We start from the raw sequence: 17857 nt of genomic DNA on the forward strand, positions 1-17857 counted from the left end.
TTTTTCTTTTACTGTATGAACAACGACGAATTATATATAAAAAGATGCATTGAGCTCGCTCAAAAAGCGCTGGGTAAAACCTACCCCAACCCTCTTGTAGGTAGCGTGATCATTCATAACGGAAAGATCATTGGTGAAGGATACCATCATAAAGCCGGAGAAAACCACGCTGAGATTAATGCTATTAATTCTGTAGAAAATAAAGATCTTATACCAGAATCTACGATCTATGTTTCACTGGAGCCGTGCGCCCATTACGGAAAAACACCGCCATGTGCTTTAAAAATTAAAGAACTTGGCTTCAGGAAAGTAGTTATTGGGGCTATGGATTCTCATGATAAAGTAAACGGGAAAGGAAAAAAGATCATTCAGGATGCAGGTATTGAAGCGGTTTCAGGAATACTGGAAAGGGAATGTATTGAACTCAATAAAAGATTTTTCACCTATCATGAAAAGAAACGGCCCTACATCATTTTGAAATGGGCAGAATCAGGAGACGGATTTTTAGATAAAGACTTTAAACCAACAGCCATTTCAAATTCTTTGGTCAACCAATTTGTACATCAGCTAAGAGCTGACGAACATGCTATCTTAGTGGGAACGCAAACTGCTTTAAATGATAATCCGAGCCTAACGGTAAGAAATGCTGAAGGAGTAAACCCTGTCAGAATTCTGATTGATTTTGATCTGAAAGTACCGAGAAATTTCAGAATTTATAATAACGAAGCACCAACTTTGGTAATCAACAGCAAAAAAGAAGGAACTGAAAATAATATTAAATTTATAAAAACCGGAAAAGAAAACTTCCTGCAGGATCTGATGAATGCTCTTTATAAGGAGCAGATCCAATCTGTCATCATAGAAGGAGGCAGCTATACTCTACTACAGTTTATCAATGAAGGACTTTGGGATGAAGCTATTGTAATCAGAAATGAAGAACTGAAAATGGAAAATGGGACTAAGGCACCTAAGCTGGATTTAAAACCTCGCGAGGTTAAAACAGTTAGAGACAATACAATTTCTTTTTACCGTCCAAACATATAAGTTAGTTTTTATGCCAAAATGACATACCCTTTCTTCTATTCTCTAGTTTAACAACATCAATTTAACATAATAAAATTTTCAGAAAATCACATTTTAATTTAAAATAAATAATTAACTTCATAGTGAATTAAAGCTTTGAACTTCAAATTATAATTAAATGAAAAATCTAAAGAAAATTTCCAGAATTGGTTTAAAAAGTATTACAGGTGGAGAATTTGTAAACTGTACGTTACCTACCGGGGAATCTACAAGATGTAGAGACAAGTGTCCTCAGGATTTCTGTACTCCTGTCAGTTATATGTGTTTACTTCCCTTAGATTATTGCGGATCATAGAAGAAGGATTCAGCGTATCACATCAAAGATAAAGCAAGCCGTCAAAATATTGACGGCTTCATTGTTTATAATGTTATAATTAAAGGGATTCAGATTCAATTTAACATAAAAACATTTTATAAAAAAAATTACAATTATTATCGTCAATTATTTATTTTTAGTAACTAAAAATAAATTAACATGAAAAATTTAAAGAAGATTTCGAGAAATGATTTAAAGCAAGTATTAGGAGGAGAATTTGGTCCAGAACCATGTGGAGGGTCGTGGTCTGTAGATGCGGGTCCTAGATGTACATGTATAAATATGGGAGGTATCTGGGCATGTGATCGGTGCATTACTGATGCACGGGAAAGAACGATTCTGGCACTAGCAAACACCTGCGATCAGTTTAATAACTGGCCTGGTGGAGATCTCGTATTTTAATCTCTCCAAACCACTCCGGGCAAAAAAATCCTCATAGCATTGAGGATTTTTTATTTATTTCTCTTCAAATAATAAATACTTTGTTTCCTGAAAATGCAAACAGATCACTACATTTTATATTTTTGCATTTATAAAGCCGGCTATAATGACGTTCGAATATAAAACCATAGAAAAACCCATAGAAAACACTTTATTAAAAGAAAAAGGAAGTAAATTCATTGGATTTGCCTTTCCGGTGAATAACGAAAAGGAACTGAAAGATGCACTGGAGAAAATCAGGGCAGAGCATCCTAAGGCTACCCATCATTGTTATGCTTTCAGAATGGGTTTGGAAGGTGAAAACTACCGGGCAAACGATGACGGAGAACCATCAGGAAGCGCAGGTCTTCCGATATACAATCAGCTTTTAGCACATGAGATTACGAATGTCCTGGTTATATCAGTCCGCTATTATGGAGGAACAAAGCTCGGCGTTTCAGGACTTGTGAAAGCTTATAAGGAATGTGCAAAGATCACCCTGGAAGAAGCAAATATCATTACAAAAGAACTTGAAACAGAAATTGAAATCCAGTTCAACTTCAATCAGCAGAATACTATTTTTACTTTGCTTTCCAAATTTGATGCTAAGGTATTGAGTTTTGATGCCCATGAAAACTGCATTCTCACCGCTTCTTTAAAATTAGCCCAAAAAGAAAGCATCTCAGACAAATTATCCGAGATGCAGTATGTTTCATTTGAATTTAAAGATTAATTTCTTCTGCTACCAAGCAGTAAGGAACCCCAATAAAGAAGCTGGGCAAGTGATCCAAGAGCTGCCACCACATACGTTCTTGCTGCCCATTTCAAACTGTCCTGTACTCCGACAAATTCTTCCTGGGTAACCGTTCCTGTATCTTTAATCCATTTCATTGCTCTATTGCTGGCATCATATTCCACCGGAAGGGTCACAAAAGCAAAAAGTGTAGTCATCGCAAACATGGCTACTCCTATCGCCAGAACTGTCGTATTACCGTTTGGATCATCGATTGATCTTGTTGCTGCCATGATACCAATACCTGCAAGAAGGACAAACTGCATAAGATTAGAACTTATATTAACTACAGGAACCAGCTTGGAACGCAGGTTCAGCATCGAATATCCTACAGCATGCTGTACGGCATGTCCGCATTCGTGTGCTGCCACTGCCGCTGCTGCTGCATTTCTCTGCATATAGACTCCTTCAGAAAGATTAACTGTTTTATCTGCCGGGTTATAGTGATCCGTCAGCTGGCCGGGAACAGAAATTACCTGTACATCAGTGATTCCGTTATCTCTAAGCATTTTTTCTGCAACTTCTTTTCCTGAAAGCCCATTTCTAAGATGCACATTGGAATAGTATTCAAATTTCGATTTTAATCTGGACGAAACCCACCAGCTTATCAGCATTGAAACACCGATAATAATATAATAACCCATCATTTTATATAGATTTTTTGTGTTTAAATTTTAACCATAATGATGTAAAAACTGTGCCAAAGTATTACATTTTATTATCTATATTTGTTCTCTAATTATCCTTTTATCTATGTCTAAAGTTTCAGTTATTGAAGTGAAAAATCAAAACGAATTAAAAAAATTCGTAAGATTTCCAATGGATCTTTATAAAAACAACCCTTATTATGTCCCTTCCTTCATCAAAGATGAATTTAAAATTTGGGACGCAAAAGAAAATCCGGCTTTAAATTATTCAAAATCCAAGCAGTTCCTTGCCCTGAAAGACAATAAAGTGGCTGGTAGGATAGCAGTGATTATCAATCACAAGGAAGAAAAGGAATTGGGCATCAGAAAAGTGCGCTTCGGGTGGATTGACTTTATTGATGATAAAGAAGTTTCTCAGGCACTGATCCAAAAAGCAATAGATTACGCCAAGGAAAACAACATTGATAAGATTGAAGGGCCAATGGGCTTTACCAATCTTGATAAAGCAGGAATGCTTACCATGGGTTTTGATAAGCTGGCCACCATGATCGGAATCTACAATCATGAATATTATCCGAAACACCTGGAAGATCTTGGATTGATCAAAGAAAAAGAATGGGTGGAATACGAAATGAACTTCCCAAAGGTTTTGCCGGAAAAAGTAGAAAAATTCAGTGGGTTGATTGCACAGAAATACAAGCTTAAAGTTCTCAATTTCAAATCAAAGCAGGAAATCCTGCCGTTTGTAGAGCCTATGTTTAAACTGCTTGATGAAACCTATAAACATCTTTCAACCTATACTCCTATTTCGGACGAACAAATACAGACTTACAGGGAAAAATACTTCCCTTTTATAGACAAAAACTATGTGATCTGTGTGGTGGATGAAAATAACGAACTGATATCATTTGCTATTACAATGCCGTCTTATTCAAAGGCTTTACAAAAATCAAAAGGTAAACTGTTTCCTTTCGGATGGTGGCATTTTTTACAGGCAGGAAAGAAAAATGACCGTGCCAATTTTTACCTGATCGGAATTCATCCCGAATATCAGAGACGGGGTGTTACAGCCATTATATTTAAAGAAATTTTTGTACGTTTTACCAGCATGGGAATTGATTTTGCAGAAACCAATCCTGAATTGGAAGAAAATAAAAGTGTGCAGGTGCTTTGGCAGGATTACAACCCAGTCAATCACAAAAGAAGGAGAACTTATTCATTAACGATTAATGAATGATAAATGATGAGTTATTAGTGACTTATTTAAAACCGGAAGCTGATAACTCATACTTTCCACTTCAAAAAATGTACCTGAAAAACTAATTTTTCCTGTAAATTCATCACATGAAACCACATCTTATTGTTTTTGCTGTTCTGATTGCAGCATTTATCGCCTATAACTTCTTTTTTCAGATCGAAGACGACCGAATGAACACGGTGGTCAATATAACACTTGCCAGCATTCTTTTTGGATATATTTCGTTCATGGCTTATTCTCTCCTCAAAAAAATGAAGAAATAAGCACTATTTTTATTGATTCTAAATTACCACTTTTCCCCATTTTAATCCCACTTTTAAGCTTATTAATTTCATGCTTTCTTGTTTATTCGCTAAATTTGCAAATTGAGATAATAATGCAAAAATGAATTTACCTGAAAGTTATATTCCAATCCTTCTTCAAGCAGGTGTAGCTATCGCATTCGTAGCCGTTTCTTTGCTTGGAGCCCATTTTCTGGGACCAAAACAGAAAAAAGGAAATTCTGTAAAAAACCAAAGCTGGGAATGTGGGGTTCCTGTGGAAGGAAATGCAAGGACACCGTTTTCCATCAAATATTTCCTGACAGCGGTATTATTCGTGCTTTTCGATATTGAAATCGTATTTTTTTACCCATATGCTGTAAACTTCAGAGAATTCGGGATGGAAGGCTTTCTTGCTGTACTTACATTCGTGGCAATTTTCTTCATGGCGTTTTTCTATGTATGGAAACGTGGCGCATTAGATTGGGATAAATAAAGAATAGAAATTTTAAATGACAATTTTAGATCGGAAAATTAGAGTTAAATTAACATTAACACCAATTCAGAATCTAAATTAAAATCTTAAATCAATCAAATGTCAGATAACAAACCAGTAATAAGAACAGATGCACCTGCTCCCGAAGGATTTGAAGGAGAAGGTTTTTTCGCAACGAAACTGAGCAGTGTAATCGGGATGGCCAGAAAATTCTCTCTTTGGCCGTTACCATTTGCAACCTCTTGTTGTGGTATCGAGTTTATGGCTACCCTGAACCCTACATATGACGCTTCAAGATTTGGTATGGAAAGAAACTCTTTCTCACCAAGACAGGCAGATATGCTGATGGTTTGCGGGACTATATCTAAAAAATTAGGACCTGTCCTAAAAGAAGTGTACACTCAGATGGCCGAGCCAAAATGGGTGGTTGCTGTTGGAGCCTGTGCGTCCAGCGGTGGTATTTTTGACACCTACTCTGTTTTACAGGGAATTGATAAAATTATTCCGGTTGACGTTTATGTTCCGGGATGCCCTCCAAGACCGGAGCAGATCATTGAAGGCGTAATGCAGGTTCAGGCTTTGGCAGAAAGCGAAAGCATCAGAAGAAGAGATATGCCTGAATACCAAAAATTGTTAGATTCTTACAACATTAGCAACTAAACGGAAATGACGAACGAATTTGTATTAGAAGCAATCACAAGAGAATTTCCGGAGTCTGTAATCTCTAGTTCAGAGCCTTATGGAATGTTAACTGTTGAAGTAAAAAAAGATGACATCAAAAAGATTATTCATTATCTGAAAGATTCATCATTGGAATTCAATTTCCTTACCGATATCTGCGGGATCCATTACCCTGAATTTCCGGACAAGGAAATTGGAGTCGTATATCACCTGCACAATATGATGGCTAATGTCAGATTACGTCTGAAGATCTTCATGTCCAGGGAAAATATCGAAGTGGATTCTCTTGTAGATTTATTTGCCGGAGCAAACTGGATGGAAAGAGAAACGTTTGATTTCTACGGAATTAAATTCAAAGGACATCCTGACCTGAGGCCTATCCTGAATATGGAAGATCTCGGATACCACCCGATGCTGAAGGAATACCGTCTTGAAGATGGGACCAGAACAGATAAGGACGATAATATGTTCGGAAGATAAAAATAATGCAATAAGCGATAAGCAATAAGCAATAAGCTTAAAGCCTAGAGCCTAGAGCCTAAAGCATTTAAATTATGAAAGATAACTCATTATCTAATATACTTAACCAATACGAAAGTAAGGAGCAGATTGACGGGCAGCTTTACACCCTCAATTTAGGACCTACCCACCCTGCCACCCATGGGATCTTCCAGAATATCTTAACGATGGACGGAGAAAGAATCCTTCACGCAGAACAAACGGTAGGCTATATCCACAGAGCATTTGAAAAAATTTCCGAAAGAAGAAATTATTCTCAGATCACGACCCTTACTGACCGGATGAATTACTGTTCAGCGCCTATCAATAACCTTGGCTGGCACATGACAGTAGAAAAGCTGATCGGCGTAAAAGTTCCGAAACGTGTAGATTATATGCGTGTTATTTTAATGGAATTAGCCAGAATCGGTGATCACTTGATCTGTAACGGGGTAACCGGAATGGACTCAGGGGCGATTACAGGTCTTACCTATATGTTCATCGAAAGAGAACGTATTTATGATATGTATGAGCAGATTTGTGGCGCAAGAATGACGACAAATATGGGAAGAATAGGAGGTTTTGAAAGAGATTTCACTCCAAGATTCCATGAACTATTAAAAGACTTCCTGAAAACATTCCCACCAAGATTTAAAGAATTCTGTACTTTATTGGAAAGAAACAGAATTTTTATGGACAGAACTATCGGAGCAGGAGCAATTTCTGCGGAAAGAGCTTTAAGCTATGGTTTTACAGGTCCAAACTTACGTGCAGCAGGCGTGGATTACGATGTAAGAGTTGCGCAGCCTTATTCTTCTTACGAAGATTTCGATTTCATCATTCCTGTAGGAACTGCAGGTGATACTTACGACCGTTTCATGGTTCGTCAGCAGGAAATCTGGGAATCCCTTAAAATTATCAATCAAGCATACGACAATCTTCCTGAGGGACCATTCCATGCGGATGTTCCTGATTTTTATCTTCCTGAAAAGGCGGATGTTTATCAGAAAATGGAAGCTCTGATCTACCATTTCAAAATCGTTATGGGAGAAACCGATGTGCCGAAAGGTGAAGTTTATCATGCTGTAGAAGGTGGAAACGGAGAGTTAGGGTTCTATTTAGTGAGCGATGGAGGGAGAAGCCCCTATAGACTTCACTTCAGAAGACCATGCTTCATCTATTACCAGGCATACCCTGAAATGATTACAGGCTCTGTAATTTCAGATGCGATTGTTACGATGTGTAGTATGAATATTATTGCGGGAGAATTAGACGCATAAAAATTGTAAAAAGTATCATTGTAAAATGTATTCATGATTTTACAATGATTAAATAAATAAAGTCATTAGTACATTGTACACTGTACAATAATACATTAAATAAAATGAGCGAAACAATAGCTTTTAAACCGGAAAGTTTAGAACAGGTACACAAAATTATCACAAGATATCCTGAGGGAAGACAAAAGTCTGCTCTTCTTCCTGTACTTCACTTAGCACAGAAAGAGTTCGGAGGATGGTTAGACGTTCCTGTAATGGATTATGTTGCTGAATTATTAAGTATTAAGCCAATTGAAGTATATGAAGTAGCTACTTTTTATACCATGTTCAATATGAAGCCGGTTGGTAAATATGTTTTGGAAGTATGCAGAACAGGACCTTGCATGGTGTGCGGAAGTGAAAAAATCCTTGACCATATCAGAACCAAACTGAATATTAAAGACGGAGAGACTACCGAAGACGGTATGTTTACCTTAAAGCCTGCTGAATGCCTTGGAGCCTGCGGATACGCACCAATGATGCAGTTGGGGAAATTCTTTCATGAAAATTTAACGATAGAAAAAGTAGACGAAATCCTTGATCTTTGCAGACAGGGACAGGTTGCTTTAGATTAATTAAAATATACGATGAGTAAAAAACTTTTACTTAAAGATGCACATATAGAAGGTATTCGCTACTTTGAAACTTACCGCAAACAGGGAGGTTACACAGCTGCAGAAAAAGCCTTGAAAATGACCCCTGACGAAATTCTTGAAGAAGTAAAAGCTTCAGGACTTCGTGGACGTGGTGGAGCAGGATTTCCAACAGGAATGAAATGGAGCTTTCTGGCAAAACCGGAAGGCGTGCCAAGACACCTGGTCGTGAATGCTGATGAATCTGAACCGGGAACTTTCAAAGACAGATATCTGATGGAGTTTCTTCCTCATTTACTGATCGAAGGAATGCTTATATCCTCTTACTGTTTAGGTTCAAATGTTTCTTATATCTACATCCGTGGAGAATACTCATGGATTCCTGATATTTTGGAAGAAGCCATTGAAGAAGCCAAAGCAGCAGGATTTTTAGGTAAAAATATCATGGGAACCGGTTTCGACTGTGAAATTTATGTTCAGAGAGGAGGCGGAGCTTATATCTGTGGGGAAGAAACAGCATTGCTTGAATCCCTTGAAGGTAAAAGAGGAAATCCAAGATTAAAACCACCATTCCCGGCTGTAAAAGGACTTTGGGAAAGACCAACAGTGGTAAATAATGTGGAATCTATCGCAGCTATCGTTCCGATCATTGATATTACAGGAGCTGAATATGCTAAAATCGGGGTAGGAAGATCTACAGGAACGAAATTAATTTCTGCCTGCGGAAACATTAACAAACCCGGAGTTTACGAAATCGATATGACAATTACTGTTGAAGAATTCATCTATTCTGATGAATACTGCGGTGGTATTGCTAACGGAAAGAAGCTGAAGGCTTGTATTCCTGGAGGAAGCTCTGTTCCGATTGTTCCAGCTAATTTATTACTGAGAACCGTGAACGGAGAACCAAGATACATGAACTATGAATCATTGGCAGACGGTGGTTTTGCTACCGGAACCATGATGGGTTCAGGAGGTTTCATCGTTTTGGATGAAGACCAGTGTATCGTGGAGCACACCATGACTTTAGCAAGATTCTATAATCATGAAAGTTGTGGACAATGTACACCTTGTCGTGAAGGAACGGGATGGATGTACAAAATCTTGAAAAAAATTGAAAAAGGAGAAGGGAAAATGGAAGACATTGACCTTCTTTGGGATATACAGAGAAAAATAGAAGGAAATACTATTTGTCCATTGGGTGATGCAGCAGCTTGGCCAGTTGCAGCAGCGATCCGCCATTTCAGAGATGAATTTGAATGGCATATTAAAAACCCGGAACTGTCTCAAACACAAAATTATGGATTGGCAAATTATGCAGACCCAATCCCGGCTGTTGAAAAAAATGCGTAGCTAAAAAAATAATGAAGAAGTTATTGGTTGTCGGCTTAATGATGTCGGGGTTTGTTGCTTTTGGGCAAGTAAAAAAAGATACATTAAACAAAGAATATAAACTGGAGATAGCTCCTTATAAAGATAATAAAACTGAAAAAAAACAGAAACCGAATCCGTTAAGTAAAAAAGGCCAGGTCTTCGTTTTTTACGGGTGGAACAGAGGTGCTTTCAGCAATTCTGATATCCATTTTACCGGAAACGGATATGATTTTCAGTTGAATAATGTACAGGCAAGAGATAAACCTACCAAGTTCGGAATCGTTTATATTGATCCAAGCTGGTTTACCGTAACGCAGTACAATTTCAGAATAGGATATTTCATAAAAGATAACCTTGCTCTTGTTTTAGGGATCGACCATATGAAATATGTAATGAAGCAGAATCAGACCGTTGATTTTTCAGGAACCATTTCAGATCCTAAATATGCAGCGATGGTACAGAACGGACAGGTAAATCTGGCAGATACAAAGTTCCTTACTTTCGAGCATACAGACGGGCTTAATTATGAAAATTTAGGTCTTGAGAAATATAAAAATCTTATTCATAAGAAAAATATAGATTTGGTATGGTCTTATGGAGCGGGAATCGGGGTAATGTTTCCTAAAAGTAATGTAAGGCTTTTTGGGAATGAAAGAAGTGACCGCTTTCATGTTGCTGGGATGGGAACCGATCTTAGATCTAGTCTTAACCTGGTTTTCTGGAAAAACTGGATGATCAGAGCAGAGGCAAAAGCAGGATATATCAATATGTGGGATATTAAAACTACATTAAATAACAAGCCGGATAAAGCCCGTCAGGATTTTGTTTTCGGGCAGGTCGTTGCAGGAGTCGGGTATACATTTAACACAAAGAAGTATAATTAAAATATAGCTTAACGCCTTAAAAGCATAAGCGAAAGCATAGAATATGAGCGAAGAGGTTAAAAAATTCAAAATAACTATAGACGGACAGACTACTGAAGTTTTGCCTGGAACTTCTATTTTGGAAGCTGCCAGACAAATCGGTGGAAAATCTGTACCTCCTGCAATGTGCTATTACAGCAAATTGGAAACCAGCGGAGGGAGATGTAGAACTTGCTTGGTTGAAGTTTCAAAAGGATCCGAAGCAGATCCGCGCCCTATGCCAAAATTAGTTGCGAGTTGCAGAACTAACGTGATGGACGGCATGGAGGTGAAGAATCTTTCTTCCGAAAAAGCTCAGGAAGGTAGAAAAGCTGTAACCGAATTCCTACTGGTAAACCACCCTCTGGACTGCCCTGTTTGCGACCAGGCCGGTGAATGCCACCTTCAGGATCTTGGGTATGAGCATGGAAACCTTGAGACCAGAACCGAATTTGAAAGAAATACTTACGAAGCCGATGATCTTGGTCCGAATATCAAGCTGAATATGAACCGTTGTATTCTTTGTGCAAGATGCGTACTGACAGCCAATCAGCTTACCGACTCAAGAGAACACGGAATTCTTTTCAGAGGAGATCACGCTGAAATTTCCACTTATTTAAACAAAGCTTTGGATAATGACTTCATCGGAAACATTATTGATGTTTGCCCGGTTGGAGCCCTAACAGACAGAACTTCCCGTTTTGCAAGCAGAGTTTGGTTCACAAAACCAATGAATGCTTCTTGTAAATGCGGTAAATGTTCAGGAAAAGCCGTAGTTTGGATGAAGGGTGATGAAATTGTAAGAGTCACTGCAAGAAAAGACCAGTGGGGAGAAGTAGAAGAATTTATCTGCGATACCTGCCGTTTTGAAAGAAAAGAACTGTCTGACTGGAATATTGAAGGTCCTAGACATATCGACAGACACTCGGTAATTTCATTGAACCACTACGAAAAACCTAAGGATGAACTAAGAGTCTTGGACAATCCTATGGCGAAAGAAATCAGTGAAAAAGACGAAAAATAATTAATAAGGCATCAGATCTCAGACAAAAGACTTCAGACCTATCTGAACATCTAGCATCTGACATCTCATATCTAACATCTATAAAAATAAAATGGATTTACTAACATTTAAACTTATACTTGTACTAGCACTTTTCCTGCTGTCTCTTACGATAGCCGCCTACTCTACCTGGGCAGAAAGAAAAGTTGCCTCTATCATGCAGGATAGAATTGGTCCCAACAGAGCCGGGCCTTTCGGATTGCTGCAGCCACTTGCTGACGGTGGAAAGTTTTTCTTTAAGGAAGATTTTACCCCAGCCAATGCTGAAAAGTTTCTTTTCGTATTGGGACCGGCTTTGGTTATGTTTATTTCATTGATCACAGGAGCGGTTATTCCTTGGGGTAAAAGTTTAAATATTGCAGGTACTTCTTTTGATTTACAGGTTGCCAACATCGACGTCGGGGTACTTTTCATCATCGGAATGGCCTCAATTGGTGTATATGGAATCATGATCGGAGGTTGGGCTTCGAATAACAAATATTCATTATTGGGTGCTATCCGTGCTTCTTCACAGATGATTTCTTACGAATTGGCAATGGGACTAGCATTACTTTCTATTATCATGATGACGGGAAGTTTAGATTTAAAAGAAATTACGGAAAGCCAGACTACAGGAAAACTTTGGGGCGTTATTCCCTGGGGTTCAGGTATGAACTGGAATATTTTCTACCAGCCGATAGCTTTCCTTGTATTCTTTGTAGCTGCTTTGGCAGAAACCAACAGACACCCGTTCGATTTACCGGAATGTGAATCTGAATTGGTAACAGGATATTCTACAGAATATTCTTCCATGAAACTGGGATTATATATGTTCGGTGAATATGTGAACATGTTTATCTCCAATGCTTTCATGGTTGTTCTTTTCTTCGGTGGGTACAACTATCCTGGAATTGAATGGGTAACTCAGAACTGGGGCGAAAACATTGCGGGAATCCTGAGTATCGTAGCATTTTTAACGAAAACGGTAATCGGAATTCTGATCTTTATGTGGATCAGATGGACGCTTCCAAGATTCAGATATGACCAATTGATGCACTTAGGATGGAAAACTCTGATCCCAATGGCATTAGTAAACCTATTGATTACAGGTGCTGTAATTTTAGCATTTGCCAACTAGAATAATTTGAAAATGAGATGATGTGATGATGTGATAACATGGTGATGCGGGAAATAAATACCCACTTCCATCTTCTAACATCTAACGTCTAACATCTAACATCTATAATTAAATGAAACTTACAAACAGATCAAAAGTTGTTTCCAAAAAAGAAATGACCCTTGCTGAAAAAATCTACCTTCCTGCTATTTTTACAGGAATGGGGATTACATTTAAGCATGCTGTAAGAACCGTGATAAAAGGTGCTCCCGCAGTATATTCATATCCGGAAGTACAGAAACCGAGAACTACCATCTGGAGAGGTCAGCACGTTCTGAAAAGAGACGAAGAAGGCAGAGAAAGATGTACGGCTTGCGGACTTTGTGCTGTAGCCTGTCCTGCAGAAGCCATTACCATGACGGCTGCGGAAAGAACTAAAGAAGAAAAAGGTCTTTACAGAGAAGAAAAATATGCTTCTGTATATGAAATCAATATGCTGAGATGTATTTTCTGCGGAATGTGTGAAGAAGCTTGTCCGAAATCTGCTATTTATCTTACAGACAGATTGGTGGATGTAGAAACCAACAGAGGTTCTTTCATCTATGGAAAAGATAAATTGGTTGAAAAAATAAATGAAAGGATTGATATTACGACAAGACAGTCCGAGAAACAAAAAAATGCGGTAAAATAATGGATCAGTTTTTATTTTTCTTGGTGGCGTTTTTAGCAGTAGCCAGTGCAGTATATTTTGTATTTGCAAGAAATCCGCTCTATGCTATTTTGTCATTAATTGTTACGATGTTTTCAATTGCCGGAATGTACATTCTTCTGAATGCTCAGTTCCTTGCGATCATTCAGATTATAGTATATGCCGGGGCCATCATGGTATTGTTCCTCTATATCCTGATGATGCTTAACCTTAATAAACAAGACGAAAGTAAGAAGAACAATACTTTAAAATTTGTTGGAGTTTTTACAGCCGGACTTTTATTAATTGGAGTTTTAGGCGTATTCAGAGGCGTTCAGGACAATCACATTGTTGTTGAGAATGTAGACAAGGGTGTGGGTCTTACAAAAAATCTGGGCAGACTTTTGTTTAATCAATATGTTTTACCGTTTGAGCTTGCATCCATCCTAATTCTGGCAGGTATTGTAGGTGCGGTATTAATCGGTAAAAAAGATTTATAAAATTATGGGAGAAGTAAATACATTTATACAAAGTGTCCCTCTTAACTATTTCATCATTCTTTCCTCAGTATTGTTTTCTTTGGGAGTATTGGGAGTATTGTTGAGAAAAAACGCTATTGTTATTTTGGGCTGTGTAGAGCTTATGCTGAATTCTGTAAACCTTTTATTGGCTGCTTTTTCAGCCTATAAGGGAAACGGAGACGGACAGCTTTTAGTTTTCTTCATTATGGTGGTAGCTGCCGCTGAAGTAGCGGTAGGTCTGGCAATCATTGCTATGCTGTATAGAAATACCCGTTCTGTAGATGTAAGTATATTTAATAAATTAAGAGGATAAGGAATGGAAAATTTAGTGTATGCAATAGTACTTTTACCACTTTTAGGGTTTCTTATTAACGGTTTATTCGGGAAAAATCTTCCAAAAATATTTGTAGGCTCTCTGGCTACAGCTATGGTTTTCGGATCATTCTGTATTGCAGTAAGCCTTTTCATGAAATTTGATTCTGAAAGCCAGCCGATTATCGTAAAAGCTTTTGAGTGGTTTACAGTAAACGGGGTTCAGATCAATTTCGGATTCCAGATCGATCAGCTTTCTTTAATGATGGTGATGATCATCACAGGAATCGGTTCCCTGATCCATTTATATTCCATCGGATATATGAGCCACGACAAAGGTTTCTATAAGTTCTTTACTTATCTGAATCTTTTCATCTTCTCCATGTTACTTTTAGTGATGGGAAGCAACTACCTGATCCTGTTCATCGGATGGGAAGGCGTAGGATTGTGCTCTTATCTGTTGATCGGATTCTGGTATACCAATGAAGAATACGGTAAAGCAGCAAGAAAAGCGTTCATCATGAACAGAATTGGTGACCTTGCCTTACTGATCGGGATCTTCATGATCGCTGCTCAGACCAATGCGGTGGATTATCTTACCGTAGCACAGAACTCTTCAAAATTTGAATTAGACGGAACAGTAATTATCTTTATTACCGCCAGTTTATTTATCGGAGCTACCGGTAAATCGGCTCAGGTTCCTTTATATACATGGTTACCGGATGCGATGGCCGGTCCTACTCCTGTATCAGCGTTGATCCACGCGGCAACGATGGTAACGGCAGGTATCTACTTAGTGGTAAGATCAAACTTCTTATTTACTCTGGCGCCTACGGTTCAGGGAGGAATTTTATTCATCGGGTTCTTAACAGCTGCTTTAGCTGGATTCTATGCACTTCGTCAGAATGACATCAAAAAAGTATTGGCCTACTCTACCGTTTCACAGCTTGGATTCATGTTCATTGCTTTAGGATTGGGAGCTTATACTACAGCGATGTTCCACGTAATGACGCACGCATTCTTCAAAGCATTATTATTCTTAGGAGCAGGTTCTGTAATCCATGCAATGAGCAACGAGCAGGATATGCGCTTCATGGGAGGTCTGAAAAAATACATCCCTATTACACATGCTACTTTCCTGATCGGAACATTAGCGATCTCAGGTTTCCCTTTATTATCAGGGATGATCTCAAAAGACGAAATTTTAGTAGCAGCATTCGCTAAAAACCCTGTTTACTGGGTGATCTTATTTGTTTTAGCGGCAATGACTGCAACCTATATGTTCAGACTGTACTACCTGACGTTCCACGGAGAATTCAGAGGTACGGAAGATCAGAAACATCATTTACACGAAAGCCCATCTAATATGACTCTTCCGTTGATCGTTCTGGCTATCCTTTCGGTGCTTGGAGGTTTCATTAACCTTCCTCACTTCATCGGACACGGCCATTATGCCAAATTGATGGAATGGCTGAAGCCTGTTCTTACCGAGCAAAGCTATAAGCAAATGGAAACTACTCTTTCGGGAGTCCCGTTTGGAACTGAAATGATATTACTGGGAGCTACAGTATTGATGTTCTTCTCCGTATGGTTTATCGTAAAAAATACCTACGTAAAAAAGAAAAAAATGGCTCTTGCAGAAGAAAGCTATACCGGATGGGAGAAACTTTCTGCTAAGAAATTATATGTAGACGAACTTTACAATGCATTGATTGTAAAAACTGTTGAAGGATTAGGACGCGGAGGAAAGATGTTTGATAAAGGGATCTTAGACCGTTTTGTAGACTTCGTGGGCGATGGCGCTGAAGACAGCGGAAAAGCGATGAAGCGTATCCAAAACGGAAATGTAGAGACTTATATTCTTATCATGTCTTTAGCAGTGGGAATTATACTGATTGTTAACTTTATATTACAATAATGTCTGGTTTATTATTAACATTATTACTATTACCTCTAGTAGGTTCGGGATTAGTTTTTGCATGGAAAAATAAATCCAGCAAATATTTGGCGTTAGGAATTGCATTGATTCAGATGCTTATTACTTTCTACATCACAGCGGATTTTAATTTTAATCCAACGGTGGACAGTGTATTGCAGCACGAAATCAATTATCCGTGGTCACAATTTATTAAAAGCTCACTTCATTTCGGGATTGACGGGATGAGCCTGCTGCTTTTACTGTTGACCAATATTTTGACGCCGATTATTATTTTATCTTCTTTCAACGAAAATGTAAGCTACAGAAATACATTCTACGGCCTGATTCTACTGATGCAATTCGGTCTTGTAGGAGTATTCACATCGCTTGACGGATTATTATTCTACATTTTCTGGGAAGTAACCCTGATTCCGATCTGGTTCATTGCCGGACTTTGGGGACAAGAGAATAAAAGGTTCGAATTCACTACGAAATTCTTCGTCTATACATTCGTTGGATCCCTGTTTATGTTAGCCGGATTGATCTATGTGTACAACCACTCTGCATCATTTGCTTTAACAGATCTTTATAATGCTCAACTTAACGAAGTACAGCAAACAGTGGTATTCTGGTTTATTTTCTTTGCATTCGCAGTGAAATTACCAGTATTCCCTTTTCATACATGGCAGCCGGATACATATACCTACTCTCCTACCCAGGGATCCATGCTTTTATCAGGGATCATGCTGAAAATGGCGGTGTATGGTGTTATCCGTTATTTACTTCCGATCACTCCGCTTCCTATTGCAGGAATCTCAGGACAGATCGTCATTATCCTGGCTATCGTAGGGATTGTTCACGGTGCACTCATCGCGATTATCCAGAGCGATATGAAGAGAATCATTGCATATTCTTCTTTCTCTCACGTAGGATTAATGGTGGCAGGGATTTTCTCTTCTGCAGTAATCACTTTAAGAGGAACATTCAATATTGAAGGGGCTGAAGGAGCATTGGTACAGACTTTTGCCCATGGTATCAACGTAGTGGGATTATTCTACTGCTGTGATATTTTATACAAGAGATTTAAATCAAGAGATATCAGACAAATGGGAGGTTTAGCGAAAGTAGCGCCGAAATTTGCCGTGTTGTTTCTTATTATTATATTAGGTTCAATGGGAGTTCCATTGACTAATGGATTTATCGGAGAATTTATCCTGTTGAAATCAGTTTATGACTTCAACGGTTTGGCCGCAATAATCGCAGGTCTTACGGTAATTTTTGCTGCTGTATATCTATTGAGATTCTACGGAAAAGCAATGTTTGGCCAGGGAAATGATGCAGTATTGAGTACCGTAAAAGACTTATCTGCAGTAGAGTTTTCCGTATTGGCAAGTATAGCGGTTTTTGTGATTGTATTTGGTATCTTCCCACAACCGATAATCGATATGGTGAATAGCTCGCTGACGTTTATTTATACAGCAATGGCCAGCTAAAAAATTAAAAGATTTAAAAATTAAAAAATTAAGAGATTAGAAGAGAAAAAGAATAAAGATTGAAAAACGGTTTCGGCCATGACACAAACTTTAAACTTTGAATTTTAAACTTAAAATCTCAAATCT

The 17857-nt window shown here is 38.2% G+C and carries 21 protein-coding genes; 20 read left to right on the forward strand and 1 reads right to left on the reverse strand.

The features are described from left to right. Nucleotides 1–15: 15 nt before the first annotated feature. From ribD to J2T03_RS09790, 4 genes are all read left to right on the forward strand, one after another. Nucleotides 16–1044 (forward strand): bifunctional diaminohydroxyphosphoribosylaminopyrimidine deaminase/5-amino-6-(5-phosphoribosylamino)uracil reductase RibD, encoded by a 1029-nt coding sequence (gene ribD / locus J2T03_RS09780; RefSeq protein ID WP_307210982.1) that lies wholly within the window; start codon nucleotides 16–18, stop codon nucleotides 1042–1044. A 157-nt stretch (nucleotides 1045–1201) separates the two neighbouring features. Next, a complete protein-coding gene (locus J2T03_RS09785) occupies nucleotides 1202–1378 on the forward strand; it encodes a bacteriocin-like protein (RefSeq protein ID WP_306846613.1) in 177 nt (58 codons plus the stop codon). A gap of 180 nt (nucleotides 1379–1558) precedes the next feature. Continuing rightward, a complete protein-coding gene (locus tag J2T03_RS20555; RefSeq protein ID WP_444861416.1) occupies nucleotides 1559–1801 on the forward strand; it encodes a bacteriocin-like protein in 243 nt (80 codons plus the stop codon). A 145-nt stretch (nucleotides 1802–1946) separates the two neighbouring features. Next, nucleotides 1947–2552 carry an IMPACT family protein gene (locus J2T03_RS09790; protein WP_307210984.1) on the forward strand — a complete coding sequence of 202 codons (606 nt, stop codon included), beginning with the start codon at nucleotides 1947–1949 and terminating at the stop codon, nucleotides 2550–2552. Here J2T03_RS09790 and J2T03_RS09795 read toward each other — a convergent pair. Continuing rightward, on the reverse strand, nucleotides 2549–3259 hold the full coding sequence (locus J2T03_RS09795; RefSeq protein WP_307210986.1) for a zinc metallopeptidase: 711 nt from the start codon (nucleotides 3257–3259) through the stop codon (nucleotides 2549–2551). The two genes, J2T03_RS09790 and J2T03_RS09795, sit on opposite strands and share 4 nt — an antisense overlap. A gap of 106 nt (nucleotides 3260–3365) precedes the next feature. Between J2T03_RS09795 and J2T03_RS09800 the strand changes: the two genes are divergently transcribed. The 16 genes from J2T03_RS09800 to J2T03_RS09875 all read left to right on the forward strand — a co-directional run bounded on the left by J2T03_RS09800 (nucleotide 3366) and on the right by J2T03_RS09875 (nucleotide 17731). Beyond that, nucleotides 3366–4496: a GTP cyclohydrolase gene (locus tag J2T03_RS09800; protein ID WP_306846609.1), complete on the forward strand. Its 1131-nt coding sequence runs from the start codon at nucleotides 3366–3368 to the stop codon at nucleotides 4494–4496. 107 nt (nucleotides 4497–4603) lie between these two features. Next, nucleotides 4604–4780 carry a hypothetical protein gene (locus J2T03_RS09805; protein WP_306846607.1) on the forward strand — a complete coding sequence of 59 codons (177 nt, stop codon included), beginning with the start codon at nucleotides 4604–4606 and terminating at the stop codon, nucleotides 4778–4780. A gap of 121 nt (nucleotides 4781–4901) precedes the next feature. Continuing rightward, nucleotides 4902–5273, forward strand: coding sequence for an NADH-quinone oxidoreductase subunit A (locus J2T03_RS09810; protein ID WP_089754018.1), 372 nt, complete (start codon nucleotides 4902–4904; stop codon nucleotides 5271–5273). A gap of 99 nt (nucleotides 5274–5372) precedes the next feature. After that, a complete protein-coding gene (locus tag J2T03_RS09815; RefSeq protein ID WP_047397471.1) occupies nucleotides 5373–5933 on the forward strand; it encodes an NADH-quinone oxidoreductase subunit B in 561 nt (186 codons plus the stop codon). Nucleotides 5934–5939: 6 nt separating this feature from the next. After that, entirely contained in the window at nucleotides 5940–6434 is a 495-nt protein-coding gene (locus J2T03_RS09820) for an NADH-quinone oxidoreductase subunit C (RefSeq protein ID WP_306846592.1), read from the forward strand. Nucleotides 6435–6508: 74 nt separating this feature from the next. Next, nucleotides 6509–7732 (forward strand): NADH-quinone oxidoreductase subunit D, encoded by a 1224-nt coding sequence (locus J2T03_RS09825; RefSeq protein ID WP_306846590.1) that lies wholly within the window; start codon nucleotides 6509–6511, stop codon nucleotides 7730–7732. Nucleotides 7733–7836: 104 nt separating this feature from the next. Then, nucleotides 7837–8346, forward strand: coding sequence for an NADH-quinone oxidoreductase subunit NuoE family protein (locus tag J2T03_RS09830; RefSeq protein ID WP_260540349.1), 510 nt, complete (start codon nucleotides 7837–7839; stop codon nucleotides 8344–8346). Between the two features lie 12 nt (nucleotides 8347–8358). Further along, nucleotides 8359–9717 carry an NADH-quinone oxidoreductase subunit NuoF gene (nuoF, locus tag J2T03_RS09835; RefSeq protein ID WP_307210989.1) on the forward strand — a complete coding sequence of 453 codons (1359 nt, stop codon included), beginning with the start codon at nucleotides 8359–8361 and terminating at the stop codon, nucleotides 9715–9717. An 11-nt stretch (nucleotides 9718–9728) separates the two neighbouring features. Beyond that, nucleotides 9729–10622, forward strand: coding sequence for a hypothetical protein (locus tag J2T03_RS09840; RefSeq protein ID WP_307210991.1), 894 nt, complete (start codon nucleotides 9729–9731; stop codon nucleotides 10620–10622). 43 nt (nucleotides 10623–10665) lie between these two features. Continuing rightward, complete coding sequence (locus tag J2T03_RS09845) at nucleotides 10666–11664, forward strand: 2Fe-2S iron-sulfur cluster-binding protein (protein ID WP_169235198.1); 999 nt, start codon at nucleotides 10666–10668, stop codon at nucleotides 11662–11664. Nucleotides 11665–11755: 91 nt separating this feature from the next. Continuing rightward, nucleotides 11756–12820: an NADH-quinone oxidoreductase subunit NuoH gene (gene nuoH, locus J2T03_RS09850; protein WP_306846581.1), complete on the forward strand. Its 1065-nt coding sequence runs from the start codon at nucleotides 11756–11758 to the stop codon at nucleotides 12818–12820. 112 nt (nucleotides 12821–12932) lie between these two features. After that, a complete protein-coding gene (locus J2T03_RS09855) occupies nucleotides 12933–13490 on the forward strand; it encodes a NuoI/complex I 23 kDa subunit family protein (protein WP_116012812.1) in 558 nt (185 codons plus the stop codon). After that, nucleotides 13490–13987, forward strand: coding sequence for an NADH-quinone oxidoreductase subunit J family protein (locus J2T03_RS09860; RefSeq protein ID WP_034703568.1), 498 nt, complete (start codon nucleotides 13490–13492; stop codon nucleotides 13985–13987). Before J2T03_RS09855 ends, J2T03_RS09860 begins: the two co-directional genes overlap by 1 nt. 4 nt (nucleotides 13988–13991) lie before the next feature. Beyond that, nucleotides 13992–14321: an NADH-quinone oxidoreductase subunit NuoK gene (nuoK, locus tag J2T03_RS09865; protein WP_099765818.1), complete on the forward strand. Its 330-nt coding sequence runs from the start codon at nucleotides 13992–13994 to the stop codon at nucleotides 14319–14321. Between the two features lie 3 nt (nucleotides 14322–14324). Beyond that, complete coding sequence (gene nuoL, locus J2T03_RS09870) at nucleotides 14325–16238, forward strand: NADH-quinone oxidoreductase subunit L (RefSeq protein WP_306846577.1); 1914 nt, start codon at nucleotides 14325–14327, stop codon at nucleotides 16236–16238. After that, a complete protein-coding gene (locus tag J2T03_RS09875; RefSeq protein WP_306846576.1) occupies nucleotides 16238–17731 on the forward strand; it encodes a complex I subunit 4 family protein in 1494 nt (497 codons plus the stop codon). Before nuoL ends, J2T03_RS09875 begins: the two co-directional genes overlap by 1 nt. Nucleotides 17732–17857 lie beyond the last annotated feature (126 nt).

Source organism: Chryseobacterium lathyri, from assembly GCF_030812195.1.
Lineage (GTDB): Bacteria > Bacteroidota > Bacteroidia > Flavobacteriales > Weeksellaceae > Chryseobacterium > Chryseobacterium lathyri_A.

What these genes read in the sequence shown, in the direction of transcription:
- ribD (WP_307210982.1), top strand. Translation starts at nt 16, where the DNA reads ATGAACAACGACGAATTATATATAAAAAGATGCATTGAGCTCGCTCAA.
- J2T03_RS09785 (WP_306846613.1), top strand. Translation starts at nt 1,202, where the DNA reads ATGAAAAATCTAAAGAAAATTTCCAGAATTGGTTTAAAAAGTATTACA.
- J2T03_RS20555 (WP_444861416.1), top strand. Translation starts at nt 1,559, where the DNA reads ATGAAAAATTTAAAGAAGATTTCGAGAAATGATTTAAAGCAAGTATTA.
- J2T03_RS09790 (WP_307210984.1), top strand. Translation starts at nt 1,947, where the DNA reads ATGACGTTCGAATATAAAACCATAGAAAAACCCATAGAAAACACTTTA.
- J2T03_RS09795 (WP_307210986.1), bottom strand. Translation starts at nt 3,259, where the DNA reads ATGATGGGTTATTATATTATTATCGGTGTTTCAATGCTGATAAGCTGG.
- J2T03_RS09800 (WP_306846609.1), top strand. Translation starts at nt 3,366, where the DNA reads ATGTCTAAAGTTTCAGTTATTGAAGTGAAAAATCAAAACGAATTAAAA.
- J2T03_RS09805 (WP_306846607.1), top strand. Translation starts at nt 4,604, where the DNA reads ATGAAACCACATCTTATTGTTTTTGCTGTTCTGATTGCAGCATTTATC.
- J2T03_RS09810 (WP_089754018.1), top strand. Translation starts at nt 4,902, where the DNA reads ATGAATTTACCTGAAAGTTATATTCCAATCCTTCTTCAAGCAGGTGTA.
- J2T03_RS09815 (WP_047397471.1), top strand. Translation starts at nt 5,373, where the DNA reads ATGTCAGATAACAAACCAGTAATAAGAACAGATGCACCTGCTCCCGAA.
- J2T03_RS09820 (WP_306846592.1), top strand. Translation starts at nt 5,940, where the DNA reads ATGACGAACGAATTTGTATTAGAAGCAATCACAAGAGAATTTCCGGAG.
- J2T03_RS09825 (WP_306846590.1), top strand. Translation starts at nt 6,509, where the DNA reads ATGAAAGATAACTCATTATCTAATATACTTAACCAATACGAAAGTAAG.
- J2T03_RS09830 (WP_260540349.1), top strand. Translation starts at nt 7,837, where the DNA reads ATGAGCGAAACAATAGCTTTTAAACCGGAAAGTTTAGAACAGGTACAC.
- nuoF (WP_307210989.1), top strand. Translation starts at nt 8,359, where the DNA reads ATGAGTAAAAAACTTTTACTTAAAGATGCACATATAGAAGGTATTCGC.
- J2T03_RS09840 (WP_307210991.1), top strand. Translation starts at nt 9,729, where the DNA reads ATGAAGAAGTTATTGGTTGTCGGCTTAATGATGTCGGGGTTTGTTGCT.
- J2T03_RS09845 (WP_169235198.1), top strand. Translation starts at nt 10,666, where the DNA reads ATGAGCGAAGAGGTTAAAAAATTCAAAATAACTATAGACGGACAGACT.
- nuoH (WP_306846581.1), top strand. Translation starts at nt 11,756, where the DNA reads ATGGATTTACTAACATTTAAACTTATACTTGTACTAGCACTTTTCCTG.
- J2T03_RS09855 (WP_116012812.1), top strand. Translation starts at nt 12,933, where the DNA reads ATGAAACTTACAAACAGATCAAAAGTTGTTTCCAAAAAAGAAATGACC.
- J2T03_RS09860 (WP_034703568.1), top strand. Translation starts at nt 13,490, where the DNA reads ATGGATCAGTTTTTATTTTTCTTGGTGGCGTTTTTAGCAGTAGCCAGT.
- nuoK (WP_099765818.1), top strand. Translation starts at nt 13,992, where the DNA reads ATGGGAGAAGTAAATACATTTATACAAAGTGTCCCTCTTAACTATTTC.
- nuoL (WP_306846577.1), top strand. Translation starts at nt 14,325, where the DNA reads ATGGAAAATTTAGTGTATGCAATAGTACTTTTACCACTTTTAGGGTTT.
- J2T03_RS09875 (WP_306846576.1), top strand. Translation starts at nt 16,238, where the DNA reads ATGTCTGGTTTATTATTAACATTATTACTATTACCTCTAGTAGGTTCG.